The organism is Streptomyces sp. TBY4 (assembly GCF_024213195.1).
Lineage (GTDB): Bacteria > Actinomycetota > Actinomycetes > Streptomycetales > Streptomycetaceae > Streptomyces.
In genome coordinates, this window is the sequence record NZ_JANAVF010000011.1 from 215393 (window position 1) to 234657 (window position 19265).

The 19265-nt window shown below is 71.0% G+C and carries 19 protein-coding genes; 7 read left to right on the forward strand and 12 right to left on the reverse strand.

All coding sequences use genetic code 11. From position 1 onward, the window contains the following. Positions 1-21: 21 nt before the first annotated feature. Entirely contained in the window at positions 22-1188 is a 1167-nt protein-coding gene (locus tag NLX94_RS25625; RefSeq protein ID WP_254385425.1) for an HpcH/HpaI aldolase/citrate lyase family protein, read from the reverse strand. A 193-nt stretch (positions 1189-1381) separates the two neighbouring features. On the opposite strand from NLX94_RS25625, the gene NLX94_RS25630 reads away from it, so the two are divergent. Beyond that, positions 1382-2143 (forward strand): TerD family protein, encoded by a 762-nt coding sequence (locus NLX94_RS25630; RefSeq protein ID WP_254385485.1) that lies wholly within the window; start codon positions 1382-1384, stop codon positions 2141-2143. 32 nt (positions 2144-2175) lie between these two features. Here the strand turns inward: NLX94_RS25630 and NLX94_RS25635 are convergent, their stop codons facing one another. From NLX94_RS25635 to NLX94_RS25660, 6 genes are all read right to left on the reverse strand, one after another. Further along, positions 2176-2916: a Tellurium resistance gene (locus tag NLX94_RS25635; RefSeq protein ID WP_254385427.1), complete on the reverse strand. Its 741-nt coding sequence runs from the start codon at positions 2914-2916 to the stop codon at positions 2176-2178. A gap of 142 nt (positions 2917-3058) precedes the next feature. Continuing rightward, positions 3059-4174, reverse strand: a complete 1116-nt coding sequence (locus tag NLX94_RS25640; protein WP_254385487.1) for a DUF475 domain-containing protein — start codon at positions 4172-4174, stop codon at positions 3059-3061. A 25-nt stretch (positions 4175-4199) separates the two neighbouring features. Further along, a complete protein-coding gene (locus tag NLX94_RS25645) occupies positions 4200-4775 on the reverse strand; it encodes a TerD family protein (protein ID WP_254385428.1) in 576 nt (191 codons plus the stop codon). 159 nt (positions 4776-4934) lie between these two features. Then, complete coding sequence (locus NLX94_RS25650; protein WP_254385430.1) at positions 4935-5510, reverse strand: TerD family protein; 576 nt, start codon at positions 5508-5510, stop codon at positions 4935-4937. Between the two features lie 154 nt (positions 5511-5664). After that, positions 5665-6123, reverse strand: coding sequence for a peroxiredoxin (locus NLX94_RS25655; RefSeq protein ID WP_254385432.1), 459 nt, complete (start codon positions 6121-6123; stop codon positions 5665-5667). Between the two features lie 169 nt (positions 6124-6292). Further along, entirely contained in the window at positions 6293-6718 is a 426-nt protein-coding gene (locus tag NLX94_RS25660; RefSeq protein WP_254385434.1) for a DUF3052 domain-containing protein, read from the reverse strand. 437 nt (positions 6719-7155) lie between these two features. Between NLX94_RS25660 and aceE the strand changes: the two genes are divergently transcribed. Then, positions 7156-9888 carry a pyruvate dehydrogenase (acetyl-transferring), homodimeric type gene (aceE, locus tag NLX94_RS25665; protein ID WP_254385435.1) on the forward strand — a complete coding sequence of 911 codons (2733 nt, stop codon included), beginning with the start codon at positions 7156-7158 and terminating at the stop codon, positions 9886-9888. Positions 9889-9960: 72 nt separating this feature from the next. Next, positions 9961-10764: a potassium channel family protein gene (locus NLX94_RS25670; RefSeq protein WP_254385437.1), complete on the forward strand. Its 804-nt coding sequence runs from the start codon at positions 9961-9963 to the stop codon at positions 10762-10764. On the opposite strand, the gene NLX94_RS25675 is transcribed toward NLX94_RS25670, so the two are convergent. Together NLX94_RS25675 and NLX94_RS25680 are read right to left on the reverse strand one after the other, a co-directional pair. After that, positions 10745-11272 carry a peptidase inhibitor family I36 protein gene (locus tag NLX94_RS25675; RefSeq protein WP_254385439.1) on the reverse strand — a complete coding sequence of 176 codons (528 nt, stop codon included), beginning with the start codon at positions 11270-11272 and terminating at the stop codon, positions 10745-10747. The two genes, NLX94_RS25670 and NLX94_RS25675, sit on opposite strands and share 20 nt — an antisense overlap. A gap of 274 nt (positions 11273-11546) precedes the next feature. Beyond that, complete coding sequence (locus NLX94_RS25680; protein ID WP_374684024.1) at positions 11547-13151, reverse strand: MFS transporter; 1605 nt, start codon at positions 13149-13151, stop codon at positions 11547-11549. 103 nt (positions 13152-13254) lie between these two features. Between NLX94_RS25680 and NLX94_RS25685 the strand changes: the two genes are divergently transcribed. The 3 genes from NLX94_RS25685 to NLX94_RS25695 all read left to right on the forward strand — a co-directional run bounded on the left by NLX94_RS25685 (position 13255) and on the right by NLX94_RS25695 (position 16110). Further along, the gene (locus NLX94_RS25685; protein WP_254385489.1) at positions 13255-13911 is read left to right on the forward strand and encodes a TetR/AcrR family transcriptional regulator; all 657 of its coding nucleotides are present in this window, start codon (positions 13255-13257) and stop codon (positions 13909-13911) included. 148 nt (positions 13912-14059) lie between these two features. Then, positions 14060-15199 (forward strand): alpha/beta hydrolase, encoded by a 1140-nt coding sequence (locus NLX94_RS25690; RefSeq protein WP_308402531.1) that lies wholly within the window; start codon positions 14060-14062, stop codon positions 15197-15199. Between the two features lie 74 nt (positions 15200-15273). Then, positions 15274-16110 (forward strand): DUF4429 domain-containing protein, encoded by an 837-nt coding sequence (locus NLX94_RS25695; RefSeq protein ID WP_254385441.1) that lies wholly within the window; start codon positions 15274-15276, stop codon positions 16108-16110. An 88-nt stretch (positions 16111-16198) separates the two neighbouring features. Here the strand turns inward: NLX94_RS25695 and NLX94_RS25700 are convergent, their stop codons facing one another. Next, entirely contained in the window at positions 16199-17218 is a 1020-nt protein-coding gene (locus tag NLX94_RS25700; protein WP_254385442.1) for an aldo/keto reductase, read from the reverse strand. Then, positions 17215-17631 (reverse strand): MerR family transcriptional regulator, encoded by a 417-nt coding sequence (locus NLX94_RS25705; RefSeq protein WP_254385443.1) that lies wholly within the window; start codon positions 17629-17631, stop codon positions 17215-17217. Before NLX94_RS25705 ends, NLX94_RS25700 begins: the two co-directional genes overlap by 4 nt. Positions 17632-17691: 60 nt before the next feature. Between NLX94_RS25705 and NLX94_RS25710 the strand changes: the two genes are divergently transcribed. Beyond that, positions 17692-18510, forward strand: a complete 819-nt coding sequence (locus NLX94_RS25710) for a serine hydrolase (RefSeq protein ID WP_254385491.1) — start codon at positions 17692-17694, stop codon at positions 18508-18510. Between the two features lie 18 nt (positions 18511-18528). On the opposite strand, the gene NLX94_RS25715 is transcribed toward NLX94_RS25710, so the two are convergent. Beyond that, complete coding sequence (locus tag NLX94_RS25715) at positions 18529-19218, reverse strand: pirin family protein (RefSeq protein ID WP_254385444.1); 690 nt, start codon at positions 19216-19218, stop codon at positions 18529-18531. Positions 19219-19265: the final 47 nt, after the last annotated feature.

Consider the following 19265-nt stretch of genomic DNA (forward strand, 5'->3'; position numbering starts at 1 on the left):
TCTTCGCAGTCAACGGCCCGCTCACACCTGGAGCCCGGCCGTGAGGAGATCGACGAAGCCGACCTCCTCCTTCGCCACACCGAAGACCTCGGCGCGCAGCATGGTGCGCTCGGCCCAGGCCCGGTGGGGCTTCACCTCGTTCATCTTGTTCGTGTAGGCGGAACGCATCACTCCGCCGCCCCCGCGCTCGGGGCGCAGGATGTCTTGAGCATCGCTGAACTCCTCGTGCGACACCACCGAGAGCGCGTGGACCGGGGTGACGTGGGCGGGGTGGATGCAGGTCTTGCCCAGCAGCCCGTTGGCCCGGTCGAGCTCGATCTCGCGCAGCAGCCCGTCCAGGTCGTGCTCGATCAGCGCGGTGCGCAGCTCCTCGACGCCCTCCTCCAGGAAGGGGCTGCGGCGCAGCTGCGGCTTGAAGAGGCGCTGCTGGCTGCGGAAGTACTCCCACACCGGGCCGGTGACCGTGAAACCGGTGCCGTCGGCGCGGCTGAGCACGTTGACCACGTCGGCGATCACCCCGGCGACGATCTGGACGTCGTACGCGGTCATGTCCGGGGTGCGGCGCAGCCCGTACGCGGAGCAGAAGTCGGTCACGCCGAGGCGGAGCGCGAGGACCCGCTCCCGGTACTTGTTGACCGTACGGGAGATCCCGGCGAGGGTCTCGACCCGGGTCTCCAGGTGGAGCAGCTCGGGGGTCTCCAGGACCGGCATCGCGTACAGCCGGGGCAGTCCGCTCTCCGCTTCGGCCTGCGCGACGGCGTCGAGGAAGCCGACCCCCCGGCTCTCGCTGAACTTGGGAAGCACGAATCCGGCCAGTCGCGCCGCCGAGCCGCCGAGCCGGTGCACGAGGTCGGGGATCTGCTCGGGCTCGCGGACGCGGATGAAGAGCAGGGGGAGCTCCGCCGGGTCCTCGTGGAGGGCGGCGAACTGCCGGACGAGGTTCTCCTCGCCCCCCACGACGTCCGCGTCGCTGATGGAATCCTCCAGGCAGAGGACCATGGAGACGACTCCGAGGCCGGCCTGCTTGCGGATGTCACGGGCGAGCTGGGGCCGGGTGGCCGGGCTGTAGAGCGTGGCCCCCAGCGCGGCCGCGAGCGTGGCCGAGGGGGAGGCGGCGGTGAACTCTGCCGGCTCCTGGTGGAAGAGGTCCTTGCGGACGGTGGGCGAAATATGCCCGAAGTGACGCATGTGCTTCCCCCGTACAGGCTCGGCGGCCGATCTGGCGTGGCCGGTAATAGTACGTACGAACGTGAGTCAAAAATTCCTCAAGCACATGAAATCCAGGTAACCCTCTTGCACCATGCCCAGGTCTCGCGATCCGGACAAGGTCTACGGGGGGCCGCATTGTCCCGGTCCCGCCCGGGAGGGCAGGATGACCGCCATGACGCACGCGATGCAGAAGGGCTCCAACATCCCCGTGGCCGCCGTGGCGGTCCGCGCGGTGCTGCGCTGGACCGGGGGGCCCGACGTACCCGACGTGGACGCCTCCGCGCTGCTCGTGGGGGCGGACGGGCGCGTGCGCTCGGACGAGGACTTCGTCTTCTACAACCAGCCCCGGCACCCCTCGGGAGCCGTCTGGCGGCTCGGGAAGAAGCAGCTCGGCGACGGGATCACCGACGCCGTGCAGGCGGACCTGCGGGCCGTCACCCCGGCCGTGGACCGGATCCTGGTCGTGGCCTCCGCCGAGGACGTCCCCTTCGAACGGGTCCGCGACCTGCGGATCCTGCTCTACGACGCCACCGCGACGGGCGGCTCCGAACCGCTGGCCTACTTCGACGTACGGCCGGAGACGGGTGCCGAGACGGCGCTGATCTGCGGCGAGCTGTACCGGCGGGCCGACGCGTGGAAGTTCCGCGCGCTGGGCGAGGGGTACTCGAACGGGCTCGTCGGCCTGGCCACGGACCACGGGATCTCGGTGGACGAGAACGCCCCCGAGGCCCACGAACAGGGTCAGGGCCAGGGCCGGGGCCAGCAGCAGGGCCCGGCCCCGTCCGCGACCCCGGCGCCGCCCACCCAGGCCCCGCCGGCCGCCCAGCCCGCCTACGGCTATCCGCAGCCGGTCTCCCAGCCCCCGGTGCCGTCCCCGGCCGGGGACCCGTCCTTCCGGCTGCCGGCGCAGGGTCCGCAGTTCATCCGCCGCTGAGCCGATGAGCCGATGAGCGGCACCCGGCCCCGTCAGGTCTTGGTCTTGTAGCCCCGGCCCCACTGGAGGCCCCACCCGTACAGCCGGTCCAGCTCGGCCTGGAACCCGTACACGAAGGTGACCTCGCGCCGCACGATCAGCTCTCCCTTGATGTTCTCCAGGGAGACGACCGCGCAGGAGCGGGCGTGCGGGTGGCGCTCCTCCAGGGGGATCTCGATGCGCGGCCCGGTGATCGGGTAGAGGGTGACCAGGGCGTGCGTCCGGTCGAAGGCCGGGGTCTGGTCGTAGATGTACACGAAGACCAGCAGCCGCTTGATCTCCTCGGCGTGGTCGAGATTGACGAAGATCGTCTCGCCGGAGGGCGCCCCGAACCGGTCGTCCCCGCTGAGCTTCACGTACGGCGGGCTGTTGATGTCCCCGTGCAGGTTCCCCAGGGGCTGGACGACCCCCCGGGTGCCGTCGGTCAGCTCGTAGAGGCAGCCGATGTCGAGGTCGACATTGACCATGCCCTGGGTGTGCGCCTGCACCATGTCCGGCTTGAACAGTTTGAACGGATGCCGGAAGAGCTGCCCGCTCTGGCCGGCGCTGCGGCCGCCTATGTCCGAGGTGCGCATCCGCCAGGAGAGGTTCACGCGCAGATTGCCGTGCACCGCCCCCTGTTTGGTGAGCGACACCGTCGGATGCCGTTTGGTCAGCTCGATCGCGTTCGACGAGGCGCTGCCCGACTGGAACTGCATGCCGCGGCTGCCCCTGATGCCGTCGAAGAATCCCATCCCCACAACCCCCCTGATCCCCTGTGGCCCTTGGTCCCCTGCTGCCGGCCGATGACGGCCGGCATGGCGAACGGGGCGGCCCGGCAGGTCCGTGGACCCGCCGGACCGCCCCGCACTTGAGCGTTCCGCATTACCGCCGTGATCATGCCTCGGCGGCTGAACCCTCCAGCTCCAGGCGCTTGTTGCGGCGCACGGAGGACCAGAAGGACCATCCGATGAGCACGACGCCGACGAGGCCGGTGATGACCTCGTTGATCTCGTACTGGATGGTGACGAGCAGGATGACGGCGAGCGCGCCGATGGCGTAGTGCGCGCCGTGCTCCAGGTAGACGTAGTCGTCGAGGGTGCCCTGGCGGACCAGGTAGACCGTCAGCGACCGGACGTACATGGCACCGACACCGAGGCCGATGGCCATGATCACGATGTCACTGGTGATGGCGAAGGCGCCGATGACCCCGTCGAAGGAGAAGGAGGCGTCGAGGACTTCGAGGTAGAGGAACATGAAGAAGGCGGCCTTGCCGGCCATGGCGACGGCCGAGACGGGCTTGCCGCTCTTCTTCGCCTCCTCCTCGAGCTCGTGCTCGTGCTCCTCCTCTTCCTCCAGCTTGTTCTCGAAGTAGCCGGAGAGGCCGCCGACGATCATGTAGGTGATCAGGCCGAGGATGCCGGAGATCAGGACCGTCTGCGCCTTGTCCACGTGCGTGCCGCCGTGCTGGTGGGCGTTGACGGCGAAGGTCATCGAGGTGATGACCAGGACGATCAGCGCGATGCACGCGGACAGCATGTCGATCTTGCCGAGCTTGGCGAGCGGGCGTTCCAGCCAGGCGAGCCACTTGATCTCGCGGTCCTCGAAGACGAAATCGAGGAAGATCATCAGCAGGAACATGCCACCGAAGGCGGCGATGGACGGGTGGGCGTCCGTGACGAGCTGCTTGTACATGTCCTGGTCGCGCAGCGCGAGTTCGACGGCTTCGATCGGTCCGATCTTGGCGCTGACCGCGACGATCACGATCGGGAAGACCAGGCGCATACCGAACACGGCGATGAGAACACCGATGGTGAGGAAGATCTTCTGCCAGAAGGCATTCATCTTCTTCAGGATTCCGGCGTTGACCACCGCGTTGTCGAAGGACAGAGAGATCTCCAGGATGCACAGGATCGCAACGATCCCGAAGGCCTCCCACCCCCCGTAAAGCACCGCTGCGGCCAGCCCGAGCGCAGTGACTGCGAACGACCAGCCGAAGGTTTTCAGAACCACTGGCATCCCATCGTGTTGTACGGCTTTACGAAACGTTGACCCCGAAGTCTAGAGCGATGCCGCGCAGCCCCGACGCGTACCCCTGCCCCACCGCGCGGAACTTCCATTCGCCCCCGTACCGGTAGACCTCGCCGAAGATCATCGCGGTCTCGCTGGAGGCGTCCTCGGAGAGGTCGTAGCGGGCCAGCTCCTGGCCGTCCGCCTCGTTCACCACCCGGATGAAGGCATTGCTGACCTGCCCGAAGCTCTGCCGGCGGGCCTCGGCCTCGTGGATCGAGACGGGGAAGACGATCTTGTCCACGCCGGCCGGGACCTTGGTGAGGTCGATGATGAGCGACTCGTCGTCGCCGTCACCCTCGCCGGTGAGGTTGTCCCCCGTGTGTTCGACGGAGCCCTCGGGACTCTTGAGGTTGTTGTAGAAGACGAAGTACTCGTCCCCGAGCACCCTGCCGTTGCTGCACAGCAGCGCGCTGGCGTCGAGGTCGAAGTCGGCGCCCGTGGTCGAGCGCGCGTCCCATCCGAGGCCTACCAGAACCCGGGTGAGGTTCGGTGCGGCTTTGGAGAGGGAGACATTGCCCCCCTTGGCGAGTGTGACGCCCATGTTGTGGTCCTCCCCGAACGACGGTGGCGGTGTGGCGATGGCGGTGGCGATGCGGTGTGTGGCGGTGCGGCCCGTAAAGCCGGTCCGGCGCCGTACACACGAGTGCACGGCGCCGGACGGATGGAACGACTGCTCTGAACGACTGCCCCGGGGGCAGGCTCAGACGTTGACGCCGAAGTCCTGCGCGATGCCGCGCAGGCCCGAGGCGTAGCCCTGGCCGATGGCGCGGAACTTCCACTCGGCGCCGTTGCGGTAGAGCTCGCCGAAGACCATGGCGGTCTCCGTCGAGGCGTCCTCCGACAGGTCGTAGCGGGCGAGCTCGGCGTTGTCGGCCTGGTTCACGACGCGGATGTAGGCGTTGCGGACCTGGCCGAAGCTCTGCTGGCGGCTCTCGGCCTCGTAGATCGAGACCGGGAAGACGATCTTCGCCACGTCGGCGGGCACGCCGGCGAGGTTGACCTTGATCGCCTCGTCGTCGCCCTCTCCCTCACCGGTGGTGTTGTCACCGGTGTGCTCGACCGAGCCGTCGGGGCTCTTCAGGTTGTTGAAGAAGACGAAGTTCGCGTCGCTGGCGACCTTGCCCTGGTCGTTGGTCAGGATCGCGCTGGCGTCCAGGTCGAAGTCGACACCGGTGGTGGTGCGAGCGTCCCAGCCCAGACCGACGATGACCGCCGTCAGGTTCGGCGCTGCCTTGGACAGCGAGACGTTGCCGCCCTTGCTGAGGCTGACTCCCACGGGTCCTCCATAAGGTTTTTGTGTGGGGCGGGGCCCCGTCGTGCGGTTGCTACCGGATCAACGTTTCGATCCTAGTGACGGGTTCCCGCCTGTACGGGCTTATTCGAGTCGAACACTGTTGAACTCGGTGGGACTCAGTCGGAACTCAGGGCCTTCAGAGGCTGTCGAGCGCCTTGATGTACTCGTTCAGGTCACGCGCGTCGGGCAGCCCGTTGACGACGCTCCAGCGCACGACGCCGTCCCGGTCGATGACGAAGGTGCCGCGCACCGCGCAGCCCTTCTCCTCGTCGAAGACCCCGTAGGCCCGGGAGGTCTCCCCGTGCGGCCAGAAGTCCGAGAGCAGCGGGTACTCCAGCCCCTCCTGCTCGGCGAAGACGCGCAGGGTCGGCACGGAGTCGTTGGAGACCGCGAGGAGCTGCACGTCGTCGTTCTGGAAGCGCGGCAGCTGGTCGCGCAGCTCGCAGAGCTCGCCAGTGCAGACGCCGGTGAAGGCGAAGGGGTAGAAGAGCAGGACGACGGCCTTCTCCCCCCGGAAGTCGGAGAGCCGCACGACCCTGCCGTGGTTGTCCTTGAGCTCGAAGTCCGGGGCCTTGCTGCCGACCTCGATCGCCATCTGTCGCATCCCTTCGTCCCGCATCCCGTCGTTGGGCTGTTCGGGTGATCTCAGCTTATGGGTCCTGCGCGCGTCCGGCCCCGGTCGGCCCGCGAAACGCACACACCCCGCCCACCGGGAAGCTTCCGGCGGGCGGGGTGCGTGTGTCCGCATGGCTGCGGGGCGCGGCTCAGCGCTTGGACTTGGCCGTCTTCGGAGTCGCCAGCTTGGTGGCGGTCCACTCCTTGCCGACGGGGAGACCCTTCGCCAGCGAAAGGCCGGCCGTCTCGGCGGCCTCGCTGATGTCGCTGGCCTCGACGAAACCGTCCTTGCCGGTCTTGGGGGTCACCAGCAGGATCAGTGCGCCGTCCTCGACCAGCTCGGTCGCATCGACCAGGGCGTCCGTCAGGTCGCCGTCGTCCTCCCGGAACCACAGCAGAACCGCGTCCGCGACGTCGTCGAAGTCCTCATCGACGAGTTCGCTGACGTGACCCTCTACGGCATCACGGAATTCCTGATCGACGTCGTCGTCGTAGCCGATCTCCTGGACCACCTGTTCGGACTGGAAACCCAGCCTGGCGGCCAGGTTCTCCGCGTGGTCCGCGGTCGCGCTCACGGGGTGCCTCCTGCTCATGTTCGGTGAATGTTCTTCGGCGGCGCGCGTACGCGCAGCATTGGGCGTAGTCCACACGGGCGCGGCGGATCGCGCAAGTACCCGGCCGCCGGGACCGTCGAAACGGTGACGATTGCGGCCGTCTCGCCGCAACTTTCAGCCCTTCCGCATGTACCCCTGGTGATTCATCCCACACCATTCCACCTCATTCGGCACGCCCTCGGGACTTTCGCACCTGTTTGAGGGACGAACGGCCTTGCGAAGGGGTTGATCGACATGGGCGTAAGGTTGCGGTTTGGGCGCTGTCGTCGCCACAGCTGACGCAATCCCTCCACACTCCAGGGATTACCCAGCGGTAAAGATGACGATTTCTGCCGAGCGTAAGACCATGGGAGGCGGCGAACCCCAAGGCACGACTCCCCCGACAGCGAAGGAACAGCGTGGCTTCCGCATCCGATCGCAATCCGATCATCATTGGTGGCCTGCCGAGTCAGGTACCGGACTTCGATCCGGAAGAGACGCAGGAGTGGCTCGACTCCCTGGACGCGGCCGTCGACGAGCGGGGCCGCGAGCGTGCCCGCTACCTGATGCTGCGGCTGATGGAGCGCGCCCGTGAGAAGCGCGTGGCCGTGCCCGAGATGCGCTCCACGGACTACGTCAACACGATCGCCACCAAGGACGAGCCGTTCTTCCCCGGCAACGAGGAGATCGAGCGCAAGGTCCTCAACGCCACCCGCTGGAACGCCGCCGTGATGGTCTCGCGCGCCCAGCGCCCGGGGATCGGCGTCGGCGGCCACATCGCCACCTTCGCCTCCTCCGCCTCCCTCTACGACGTGGGCTTCAACCACTTCTTCCGGGGCAAGGACGAGGGCGACGGCGGCGACCAGATCTTCTTCCAGGGCCACGCCTCGCCCGGCATCTACGCCCGCGCCTACCTCCTGGACCGGCTCTCCGAGCAGCAGCTCGACGCGTTCCGCCAGGAGAAGTCGAAGGCCCCGTACGGCCTGTCCAGCTACCCGCACCCGCGGCTCATGCCGGACTTCTGGGAGTTCCCGACCGTCTCGATGGGCCTCGGCCCGCTCGGTGCGATCTACCAGGCCCGGATGAACCGGTACATGGAGGCCCGCGGGATCGCGGACACCTCCAAGTCACACGTTTGGGCGTATCTCGGTGACGGCGAGATGGACGAGCCCGAGTCCCTCGGCCAGCTCTCCATCGCGGCCCGCGAGCACCTCGACAACCTGACCTTCGTCGTCAACTGCAACCTGCAGCGCCTCGACGGCCCGGTCCGCGGCAACGGCAAGATCATGCAGGAGCTGGAGTCGCAGTTCCGCGGCGCCGGCTGGAACGTCATCAAGCTGATCTGGGACCGCTCCTGGGACCCGCTGCTGGCCCAGGACCGCGACGGCATCCTGGTCAACAAGCTGAACACCACCCCGGACGGCCAGTTCCAGACGTACGCCACCGAGACGGGCGCGTACATCCGCGAGCACTTCTTCGGCGGCGACCACCGGCTGCGCGCGATGGTCGAGAACATGTCCGACCAGCAGATCCAGCACCTGGGCCGCGGCGGCCACGACCACAAGAAGGTCTACGCGGCGTACGCGGCGGCCAAGGCCCACAAGGGCCAGCCGACGGTCATCCTGGCGCAGACGGTCAAGGGCTGGACCCTGGGCCCGAACTTCGAGGGCCGCAACGCGACCCACCAGATGAAGAAGCTGACGGCCGACGACCTCAAGCGCTTCCGCGACCGCCTGCACATCCCGATCACGGACGCCCAGCTGGAGGACGGCGCGCCGCCGTACTACCACCCGGGCCGCAACTCCCCCGAGATCCAGTACATGCACGACCGCCGCAGCGCGCTGGGCGGCTACGTGCCGACCCGCGTGGTGCGCGCGAAGCCGCTGCAGCTGCCGGGCGACGCCACGTACGCGGCCGCCAAGAAGGGCTCCGGCCAGCAGTCGATCGCCACCACCATGGCCTTCGTCCGCATTCTGAAGGACCTGATGCGGGACAAGGAGATCGGCAAGCGCTTCGTGCTGATCGCCCCCGACGAGTACCGCACCTTCGGCATGGACGCGTTCTTCCCGAGCGCCAAGATCTACAACCCGCTGGGCCAGCAGTACGAGGCGGTCGACCGCGACCTGCTGCTCGCGTACAAGGAGTCCCCGACCGGCCAGATGCTGCACGACGGCATCTCGGAGGCGGGCTGCACGGCCTCGCTGATCGCCGCGGGTTCGGCGTACGCGACGCACGGCGAGCCGCTGATCCCGGTCTACGTCTTCTACTCGATGTTCGGTTTCCAGCGCACGGGTGACCAGTTCTGGCAGATGGCGGACCAGCTGGCGCGCGGTTTCGTCCTCGGAGCGACCGCCGGACGGACCACCCTGACGGGTGAGGGCCTCCAGCACGCCGACGGTCACTCCCAGCTGCTGGCCTCGACCAACCCGGGCTGTGTGGCGTACGACCCGGCGTACGGGTACGAGATCGCGCACATCGTCAAGGACGGTCTGCGCCGGATGTACGGGCCCGACGCCGAGGACGTCTTCTACTACCTGACGGTCTACAACGAGCCGATCCAGCACCCGGCCGAGCCGGCCGGTGTGGACGTGGACGGGATCCTGAAGGGCATCCACCGGGTCTCGGAGGGCACGGCCGGCAGCATCGGGGCGCAGATCATGGCCTCGGGCGTGGCGGTGCCGTGGGCGCTGGAGGCGCAGCGGATCCTGGCCGCCGAGTGGAACGTGAAGGCGGACGTCTGGTCGGCGACCTCCTGGAACGAGCTGCGCCGCGAGGCCGTCGCCGTGGAGGAGCACAACCTGCTCCACCCGGAGGAGGAGCAGCGCGTCCCGTACGTGACGAGCAAGCTGTCCGGTGCCGAGGGCCCGTTCGTGGCGGTCTCCGACTGGATGCGGGCGGTCCCGGACCAGATCTCGCGCTGGGTGCCCGGCACGTACACCTCGCTGGGCGCGGACGGCTTCGGCTTCGCGGACACGCGGGGCGCGGCCCGGCGCTTCTTCCACATCGACGCGCAGTCGGTGGTCCTCTCGGTGCTGACCGAGCTGGCCAAGGAGGGCAAGATCGACCGTTCGGCGCTGAAGCAGGCGATCGACCGGTACCAGCTGCTGGACGTCCGGGCGGCCGACCCGGGCGCGGCCGGCGGCGACGCGTAGCGGTCACCCTTCCGCAAGGGGCTCCGGGACTCCTGTCCCGGAGCCCCTTACGCGTTCTTTACGATGCTGCGCATGAAGGAACCCTCTCCCCAGGCCCGGTGGGAGCGCCGGACGCAGACGCCGCTGCTGGTGCTCGCCCTGGGCTTCGCCGTGGCCTACGCGGTGCCCATCGTCCTGCCCGACGCGAGCCCGGCGGTGCACGACGCCTGCAGGCACGCCGAGTGGGTGGTGTGGGCCACCTTCGCCGCCGACTACCTGGTGCGGCTCGGCCTGGCGGACTCGAAGCGGGCCTTCGTACGGACCCACTGGCTGGACCTGGCGGCGGTGGTGCTGCCGATGATCCAGCCGCTGCGGCTGCTGCGGGTGGTCGCCACCCTGATGCTGATGGGCCGGCGGGCCCGGATGGCCCCGCAGATCCGGCTCACCACGTACGTGGCGGGCTCGGTGGTCGGGCTGCTGATGTTCGGCTCGCTGGCGGTGCTGAGCGTGGAGCGGGACGCCCCCGACGGCAACATCAGGAACCTCGGGGACGCCCTGTGGTGGTCGGTGACCACGATGACGACGGTCGGCTACGGGGACCACTCCCCCACCACCGGACTCGGACGGCTCCTGGCGGTGGGGCTGATGCTGTCCGGGATCGCGCTGCTGGGTGTGGTGACCGCCAACATCGCGGCCTGGTTCATCTCCCGCTTCGAACGCGACGACCTGGTGGAGCGCGCCCAGACGGCGGCGATCTCCGAACTGACGCAGGAGGTACGGGCGCTGCGTGCCGAGGTCGCCCGGCTCGGCGGGGCGGCTCCCGCCGGGGCGGTGGGCGCGGGCGTTCCCGCCCCGGCCGCCCCGGCGGGCGGCGCCGTCAGCGCTCCCACACCTTGAACGCCCTGACCTGGTAGGGCGACTGGGGCAGCCACACCCCGTCGCCCGGGTAGGTCTGGAACTCGCCGGTCTCGGCGCACTCCGCCGACTGGTAGGTGGTGACGGGGCGGCCGGTCCTGTTGGTGAGGGACTGGGCGGTGGTCCCTGCGGGCAGGGCGGTGCAGCTGTTGATGTCGAGGGTGCTCAGCTCGTGGGTCGTGCGCGCGCCCTTGAACTCGGGCTTCGCCCAGAAGCACAGCTGCCCCGTGGCGCAGGCCCCGAGCGTCGGCGGCCCGGCCGCCCGCCCCTTCGTCCGCCCGGATCCCCGTGCGGATCCCCGTGCGGGAACGGGTGCGTCGGCCCGGGCCCGTGCCTCGGCCTGGGACGGCGCCTGCACGGCGGCCGTACGGGCCTGGGCAGGGCCCGCCGCGTGGGCCGATTCGGCAGTGCCCGGGATCAACAGGGTGGCGGCGAGGACGGTGGCGGCGGCGGCGGTGCGACCGGAGAAAGTGGTGTTCCACGTACGCATGACGGGTCAACTCCTGGTGGACGTACGGGCCCCGGACCGTTTCCGAAGCTCCGTCGGCACCACGCTGACCTGCGCGGACGTCCCGGCGGAAGGGGCCGGGGGCGGGTCCACCCTGATAGGCGACAGCCCCGCCGGAACCGTCCGGCGGGGCTGCCTGGGCCCCGGAGTTGACGCCTCCGGGGCCGCCGCCGGCCGCGCGGCCGGCGGCACAGAGCCAGCGGGACCCTGTGCGCGTCCGGCCGCCGGGGCGGGGCCGTGTGCGGGCTGCGCGGGGCTAGATGTGGGCCGCGCCCGCGCCCGCCGCCGCGTTCTCGCCGCGCTTCGTGAAGCCGGCCACGACCGCGGCGAGCACCGCGACCACGCCCGCGACGGTGAAGGCCGTGCTCATCCCTGACACGAACGTGTCGTGCGCGACCCCCGTGATGGTCTGCGCGAGCTGCTCCGGCGCGCCCGGCGGGACCGGGGAGATGCCGACCTGGATGCCCTTCTCCGCGAGGTCCGCCTGCTCCGGGGTGAGCGGCGGCAGTCCGGCCCCGGCCCAGTTGTCCCCGAAGACGCTGCCGACCTTGCTCGCCATGACGGCGCCGAGCACGGCGGTGCCCAGGCTGCCGCCGACCTGCATGGCGGCCTGCTGGAGACCGCCGGCCACGCCCGAGAGCTCCAGCGGGGCGTTGCCGACGATGACCTCGGTGGCTCCGACCATGACGGGGGCGAGCCCGAGGCCCATCAGGGCGAACCAGAGCGACATGGTGAGGGTGGCGGTGTCCGGGGTCAGCCGGGCCATCCCGAAGCAGGCGACGGCCGTGGCGACCATGCCGGCGACGAGCGGCAGCCGCGGGCCGACCTTGGTGATGGCGATGCCCGCCAGGGGCGATCCGACGATCATCATGCCGGTCAGCGGCAGCAGGTGCAGTCCGCTGTCGACGGGGCTCATGCCGTGGACGTTCTGCAGGTAGAAGGTGACGAAGAACAGCCCGCCCATGAAGGCGAAGGCCATCAGGACCATCAGCACCGTGCCCGCGGACAGCGGCAGCGAGCGGAACATCCCGAGCGGGATCAGCGGCTCGGAGACGCGGTTCTCCCAGAGGGCGAAGGCCACGAAGCACAGCACGGACCCGCCGAGGAAGGCGAGGGTCCTGGTGTCCCCCCAGCCCCATTCCGAGGCCTTGATCAGCGCCCAGATCAGCGAGAACATACCGGCCGACAGGAGCAGGATGCCGGGGACGTCGAAGGAGCGCGGGGCGTTCTCGGCCCGGTGGTCGACCAGGATGAACAGGCCGAAGGCGAGCGCGAGGACGCCGACCGGAACGTTGATGAAGAAGACGGACTGCCAGCTCACGTTCTCGACGAGCAGGCCGCCGACGATCGGCCCGGCGGCGGTCGAGGCACCGATGACCATGCCCCAGATGCCGATGGCCATGTTGAGCTTCTCGGCCGGGAAGGTCGCGCGCAGCAGGCCCAGCGCGGCGGGCATCAGCAGCGCCCCGAAGACGCCCTGCGCGACGCGGAAGGCGATGACGAGCTCGACTCCGGTGGAGAGGCCGATGGCCGCCGAGGAGACGGCGAAGCCGGCGATGCCGATGAGGAAGGTCTGGCGGTGGCCGAAGCGGTCGCCGAGCTTGCCCGCGGTGATGAGGGAGACGGCGAGGGCGAGCAGGTAGCCGTTGGTGATCCACTGGACCTCGGCGAGCGAGGCGCCGAGGTCCTTCTGGATGGCCGGGTTGGCGACGGCGACGATCGTGCCGTCGAGGGTGACCATCATGACGCCGATCGCGACGGCGAACAGGGTGAGCCACGGGTGGCCCCGGAGGCCCGTGCGAACCGGTGCGGGGCCCGTTTCCTTGGTGAGCGAGGGCGTGTCCCCGCCGTCGACGGTGATCTGACTAGTCATGCGGACAGATTAGTGACAGCGACTGACACTTCACAGACCGGTTCGTCAGACAGCCTCTGTCAGGTCGGTCACAGGTACCCTGACCGCCGTGATGACCGATCAGCGCCCCGCGTCCGCACCGCCGGCCGGACTGCGCGAGCGCAAGAAGCGGCGCACGCGCGACGCCCTGCTGCGCGCGGCCCTCCTCCTCTTCATCGCCCAGGGGTACGAAGAGACCACCGTCGACGAGATCACCGACGCCGTGGACGTCTCCCAGCGCACCTTCTTCCGGTACTTCGCCAACAAGGAAGAGGTCGCCTTCGCCGTCCAGGACCTGGTCGAATCGCACTTCTTCGCGGCGCTCCAGGCCCGCCCGCCCGCCGAGGGCCCCTTCGAGGCGATGCGCTCGGCCGTCCTCGCCGCCTGGGACACCGTCGAAGAGGCCATCTCGGACCTGGTGCCCATCGACCTCTACATGCGCAGCTACCGGCTGATCGAGTCCACCCCGGCCCTGCTCGCCGTGCACCTGCGCCGCTCGACCGAGCTGGAGGAGCGGATCGCCCGGCTGCTCGCCGAGCGCGAGGGCCTGGACGTGGACGCCGACCCGCGCCCGCGGGTGGCCGTCGCCGCGTTCACCGGCGTGATGCGCGTCACCGGCCGGCTGTGGGGACAGGGCGAGGACACCGGCGTCGACACCATCCGGCGCATGACCGAGGCCTACCTCGACCAGATCGGCCCGGCACTGGCCGCCGACTGGCGCCGGCGGTGACTCCCGTCACCCGGCGCGCAGGCTCCCCCGAAGGTCTCCTACGCTGAGCGCAGTGAACCTGTCCGGCCCCGCCCCCGCCCACTCCGCCGACGCCCCCGCGCGCCCGGCCGCCCTGCGCGCCCTGCTCGCGCTGACGGTGGTCTTCCTGATGCTCGCGACCACGGGCTGGACGGCCGTGTACCGGCCGGCGGACGAGCCGTCCCCGCGCCAGGCCGCGCTCGCGTCCTGGGCGTCTTCGCGCTTCGACGGCCGGGCCCTGCCCGCCGCGGACGCCCCGGCACCCGTGGTGGAACGCTTCTTCGCGAGCCTCGACGGCGCCCAGCGCGCCCGGCTCGCCGAGGGACACCCGCTGGTGGTCGGCAATCTCGACGGCGTGCCGCCCGGCGTCCGCTACCGGGCCAACCGGATGGCCCTCCAGCAGGCGACCCGGGTCGAGGACGCCCGCGCGCACGACATCACGCTGGCCCCCTCCGACCGCGCCACCGCCGCCCGCCGCGCCCACCGCTTCGCGTCCCTCGCCGAGCCCGGCCGGCAGATCCTCGTCTTCGACCCCACCGGCGGCGGCCTCGTCGCCGAGGTCTTCGGCAACCTCGGCGAGGCCCGCCGGATCTCGGTGGTCGTCCCCGGCGTCGACACCGACGCGATCACCTTCGAGCGCACGGTGCGCCGGCTGACCGCCCCCGCCGGCATGGCGCAGTCCCTGTACGAGGCCGAGCGCGCGGCCGCCCCGGCCGGCCGGACCGCGGTCATCGCCTGGGCCGGCTACACCGCCCCGACCGGGGTCGGCATGGACGCGGCCACCGGACGGCTGGCCGTGGACGGCGCCGCCCGGCTGCGCTCGCTGACCTCCGGGCTGCCCGGGCGGGCGAGCGTGGCGCTGTTCTGCCACAGCTACGGTTCGGTGGTGTGCGGGGTGGCGGCGCACGAACTGCCGTCCCGGGTCACGGACATCGTGGTGGCGGGCAGCCCCGGCATGCGCGCCGGGAACGCGGCCGAACTGGGCACCTCCGCGCGGGTGTGGGCGATGCGGGACGCCGGCGACTGGATCGCCGACGTGCCGCACCTGGAGTTCGGGGGCCTCGGCCACGGCGCGGATCCGGTCTCCTCGGAGTTCGGCGCGCGGGTCCTGTCGGCGGCCGGAGCCAAGGGCCACACCGGCTACTTCGAGCCAGGGACCGAATCCCTGGACAACTTCGCCGAAATCGGAACCGGTGCGTTCGGTTCCACGGTGTGCGCCACCGGGGACGACACCTGCCGGCGCGGAACATCCGGGCCGGACGGTCCCTGACCCGCCCCGCCGACCCGAAATCGGACCTCACAGCAGGGGGACGCACGGGGGTGCGTCCCTTTACGATGTGCCGCATGGGTGACGCTCTGGCCGGAAACCATGCCGTCTGGGAGTTCGACCGCACCACGAACTCGCTCATCATCCGCTTCGCACGGGGGATCCGAACGCCCAGACTCTGGCACGCCCTGGGCGAACGGCGGATTCCCCTGGAAGCGTTGTCCGGGGTGGACCTGGCCGCGGGACGGCGGGACACCCTGGTGCTGCGCGCCCGCGTGCGCGCCGGCGCGGATCCGCTGATGGAGGCCGCGGCCGGGCAGCTGCGGGAAGCCTGCGATCCGTACCGGCTGGTGGTTCCCGGGGGCGGCGCCGGGCGCGGGCGGGCCGAGGCCTTCGCCGGGGCCCTGCGCGAACGGCTGGGCCCCGCCGGGCCCGCCGGGCGGTTCCTCGTCTCCGCCGCGGAGCCGCCGGCCACCCTGAAGGCGTACGACGCCCGGCTCGTCCTCGACGGCGGCGCCGTCACCTTCCACTGGTCGCGCACCGGGGCCACCGGCACCAAGTGGAAGGCGGGTGACCAGCGGTACCCGCTGGCGGCCCTCGCCGGGCTGGTCTGGCACTCCCCCGAACGGTCCGGCGGGCACCTGCGGCTGCTGCCCCGCGAGGGGGCCGGCGATCCCCGGCCCGACCACGACCTGGCCTCCGCGGTCTTCGGCGTGGGGCACGGGGCCGTGCACGAGTCACTGCCGTTCGCGGCGGCCGTGCTCGCTGCCCTGCGGGCACGCAGCCCCGTCGCCTCCGTGCCCCCGCAGCGGTCCTGGGAGCGGATCCAGCACCTCGCCGAGCTGCACGATGCCGGGCTCCTCACGGACGCCGAGTACCGGGCCCTGCGGGACCGCTTCACGGCCGGGGCCTGACCCCTGCGGGGCCGCCCCCTACTCACCCTTCCGCCGTTCCCCGGGGCTCCGCCCCGGACCCCGCGCCTCGAACGCCGGCGGGGCTGATCTACTCGCGCGCCGCCGAGGTCAGGCTCATGTCCGGGTAGCGGTCGCCCGCCACCGCCGCCGCGATCGGCTCCAGGAGGGACAGTTCCGCGTCCGTCAGGGTGATGCGGGTCGCCGCCGTGTTCTCCGCGAGGCGGGACGGCTTGCGGGTGCCCGGGATCGGGACGACCGCCAGGCCGTGCACGGCCGCCCGCTGCTGCACCCACGCCAGGGCGATCTGCGCCGGGGTGGCCCCGCGCGCCGCCGCGATCTCCCGTACCGGGGCCAGCAGCGCCCCGTTCTTCTTCGCGTTGTCCCCGGTGAACCGGGGCTGGTACTGCCGGAAGTCATCGGCCGTCAGCTCCGCCGACGCGTCGGCGAAGGCCCCGGTCAGGAAGCCGCGCCCGAGCGGGGAGTACGGCACGAAGGCCACGCCCAGCTCCGCCGCCGCGCCCACCGCGCTGTGCTCCACGTCCCGGCTGAACAGCGACCACTCCGACTGGAGCGCCGCGATCGGGTGCACCGCGTGCGCCTCGCGCAGCTCGGCGCCGGTCACCTCGCTGAGCCCGAGGTGGCGCACCTTGCCCTCCCGCACCAGCTCCGCCATCGCGCCCACCGACTCGGCGAGCGGAACCTCCGGATCGCGCCGGTGCATGTAGTAGAGGTCGATCACGTCCGTGCCCAGCCGCCGCAGGCTGTCCTCCACCGACCGCCGCACGTACGCGCGGTCGTTGCGGACCCCCCGGTAGAGCGGATCGTCCGTCCGCTCGATGGCGAACTTCGTGGCGAGGGTGATCCGGTCCCGGTGCGCGGCCACGAACGGCGCGAGGAACTCCTCGTTGGCGCCCCGCCCGTAGACGTCGGCGGTGTCGAAGAGGGTGACCCCGGCGTCCAGCGCCGCGTCCAGGGTCTGCCGGGCGGCCGCCTCGTCCGTGTCCCCGTAGAACTCGCTCATGCCCATGCAGCCGAGGCCCTGGACTCCCACCAGCGGGCCTCCCCCGCCCAGTTCGACCTGCTCGATCCCCGCCGTGTTCCCGGTCATGTCCGGTCCTCCTCTCCCGCGACGTCGATGCACATCGCATACGTGTCGATCTTGTAGTCCAGTACGGCGAGCGCGTCCGTCAGTTCGGCGATCCGCGTCCGCACCTCGTCCCGCGTGCGCTCCAGCAGGGCGCGCCGGTCGGCGGCCGTGTGCGGGCCCTCGCGGACGAGTTCCGCGTACCGGACCATGTCCGCCACCGACATTCCGGTGGCCCGCAACTTGCCGACGAAGCCCAGCCATTCGAGGTCCTTGTCGGTGAACCGCCGCTGCCCCGAGTGCGAGCGGTCCACGTGCGGCATGAGGCCGATCCGCTCGTACCAGCGCAAGGTGTGCTGGGTCAGACCGGTCCGCGCCTCGACCTCGCTGATCGTGTACCGGGTCCGCGTCTGCAGGGGCGTCTGGGTCGGGCTCATGGCCCCACGCTAAATCCCTGGAGTGCACTCCAAGCAAGTACGCTCGGCCGCATGGAGAGCTTGCAGAGTCTGCGCATCATCGAGAACTGGCCGGTTCCGACCGCCGCCGCGGCCGTCGTCCGCGCCGACGGGACCGTGCTCGGCACGCACGGCCCGGTGGACCACCGCTTCCCGCTGGCCTCCGTGACCAAGCCGCTCACCGCCTACGCCGCCCTCGTCGCCTACGAGGAGGGCGCGATCGAGCTGGACGAGGCGGCCGGGCCCGACGGGTCCACGATCCGCCACCTGCTCGCCCACACCAGCGGCCTGGCCTTCGACGAGCACCGCGTGACGGCCCCGCCCGGGGAGCGCAGGCTGTACTCGAACGCCGGTTTCGAGGTGCTCGGCGACCACATCGCCAAGGCCACCGGGATCCCCTTCGCCGCGTACCTCGCCGAGGCCGTCTTCGAGCCGCTGGGCATGGCGTCGAGCAGCCTGGAGGGCTCTCCCGCGAAGGACGGCGTCTCCACCGTCTCCGACCTGCTGCGCTTCGCCGCCGAGCTCCAGCAGCCCCGCCTGCTGGACGTGCGCACCGTCGCGGAGGCCACCTCCGTGGTGCACCCCGGGCTCAAGGGCGTCCTGCCCGGCTACGGCCACCAGTCCCCCAACGACTGGGGGCTCGGCATGGAGATCCGCGACGGGAAGGCCCCGCACTGGACCGGCGCCGGCTCCTCGCCGCGAACCTTCGGGCACTTCGGGCAGTCCGGGACCTTCCTGTGGGTGGATCCCGACGCCCGCGCCGCCTGCGTGGCGCTGACCGACCGCGCCTTCGGGCCGTGGGCGGTCGAGGCCTGGCCGCCGTTCACCGACGCGGTCCTCGCCGAGCTCCGGACCCGCTGAGGCCCCCGGGGCCACCGGCTACGGGAACTCCCAGATCAGCACCTCGGAGGGCGATCCGGCGACCAGTTCGAGCTCAGGCTCGCCACTGATCCGCGCCGAGTCCCCGGGGCTCAGCTCCTCGTCCTCCCCGGCGGCCGTCCCGTCCAGCCGCAGGTCCCCCCGTACGACGTGCAGGTACGCCTGCCCGGCGGCCGGTACGGAGATCCGCTCGCCCGCGCCCGGACGGCGTACGTGGAGCACGGCCCCGGCCGCGGGCACGGCGTAGGGCGTGCTGTCGGCGATCCCCCGGACCAGGGTGTACGAGGGCTCCCCGGCCGGACCGGCCGGGGCCAGCCACATCTGGACGAAGCGCAGCGGGCCGGGGCCGTCGTTGCGTTCCACGTGCCGGGTCCCGGACGCCGCGGCGAGGTGCTGCACGTCCCCCGGCCGCACCAGGGTGGCGGCGCCGGTGGCGTCCCGGTGGGTGAGCTCGCCCTCGGCCACCCAGGTCACGATCTCGGTGTGGCTGTGGGGATGCTCGTCGAAACCGGCGCCGGGGGCGAGGATCTCCTCGTTGCACGCCAGGACCGGGCCGAACCGCAGGTTGTCCGGGTCGTAGTGCGGGCCGAAGGAGAAGGCGTGCCGGGTGGTGATCCCGGTGGCGGCGCCCTCCGCTGCGTCGGCGTCCCCGCCCTCGTACCGGTCGGCGCCTCGGCGTACATCAATCATGGGGGCCACGGTAGCCCCCGGGGCGCGGCCCGGGACGAGACCCGACT

Bases quoted from the DNA above. Each gene is read 5' to 3' on its own strand.
- NLX94_RS25625 (WP_254385425.1), bottom strand. From the start codon at position 1,188: ATGCGTCACTTCGGGCATATTTCGCCCACCGTCCGCAAGGACCTCTTC.
- NLX94_RS25630 (WP_254385485.1), top strand. From the start codon at position 1,382: ATGACGCACGCGATGCAGAAGGGCTCCAACATCCCCGTGGCCGCCGTG.
- NLX94_RS25635 (WP_254385427.1), bottom strand. From the start codon at position 2,916: ATGGGATTCTTCGACGGCATCAGGGGCAGCCGCGGCATGCAGTTCCAG.
- NLX94_RS25645 (WP_254385428.1), bottom strand. From the start codon at position 4,775: ATGGGCGTCACACTCGCCAAGGGGGGCAATGTCTCCCTCTCCAAAGCC.
- NLX94_RS25655 (WP_254385432.1), bottom strand. From the start codon at position 6,123: ATGGCGATCGAGGTCGGCAGCAAGGCCCCGGACTTCGAGCTCAAGGAC.
- NLX94_RS25670 (WP_254385437.1), top strand. From the start codon at position 9,961: ATGAAGGAACCCTCTCCCCAGGCCCGGTGGGAGCGCCGGACGCAGACG.
- NLX94_RS25675 (WP_254385439.1), bottom strand. From the start codon at position 11,272: ATGCGTACGTGGAACACCACTTTCTCCGGTCGCACCGCCGCCGCCGCC.
- NLX94_RS25685 (WP_254385489.1), top strand. From the start codon at position 13,255: ATGACCGATCAGCGCCCCGCGTCCGCACCGCCGGCCGGACTGCGCGAG.
- NLX94_RS25690 (WP_308402531.1), top strand. From the start codon at position 14,060: ATGCTCGCGACCACGGGCTGGACGGCCGTGTACCGGCCGGCGGACGAG.
- NLX94_RS25695 (WP_254385441.1), top strand. From the start codon at position 15,274: ATGGGTGACGCTCTGGCCGGAAACCATGCCGTCTGGGAGTTCGACCGC.
- NLX94_RS25700 (WP_254385442.1), bottom strand. From the start codon at position 17,218: ATGACCGGGAACACGGCGGGGATCGAGCAGGTCGAACTGGGCGGGGGA.
- NLX94_RS25705 (WP_254385443.1), bottom strand. From the start codon at position 17,631: ATGAGCCCGACCCAGACGCCCCTGCAGACGCGGACCCGGTACACGATC.
- NLX94_RS25715 (WP_254385444.1), bottom strand. From the start codon at position 19,218: ATGATTGATGTACGCCGAGGCGCCGACCGGTACGAGGGCGGGGACGCC.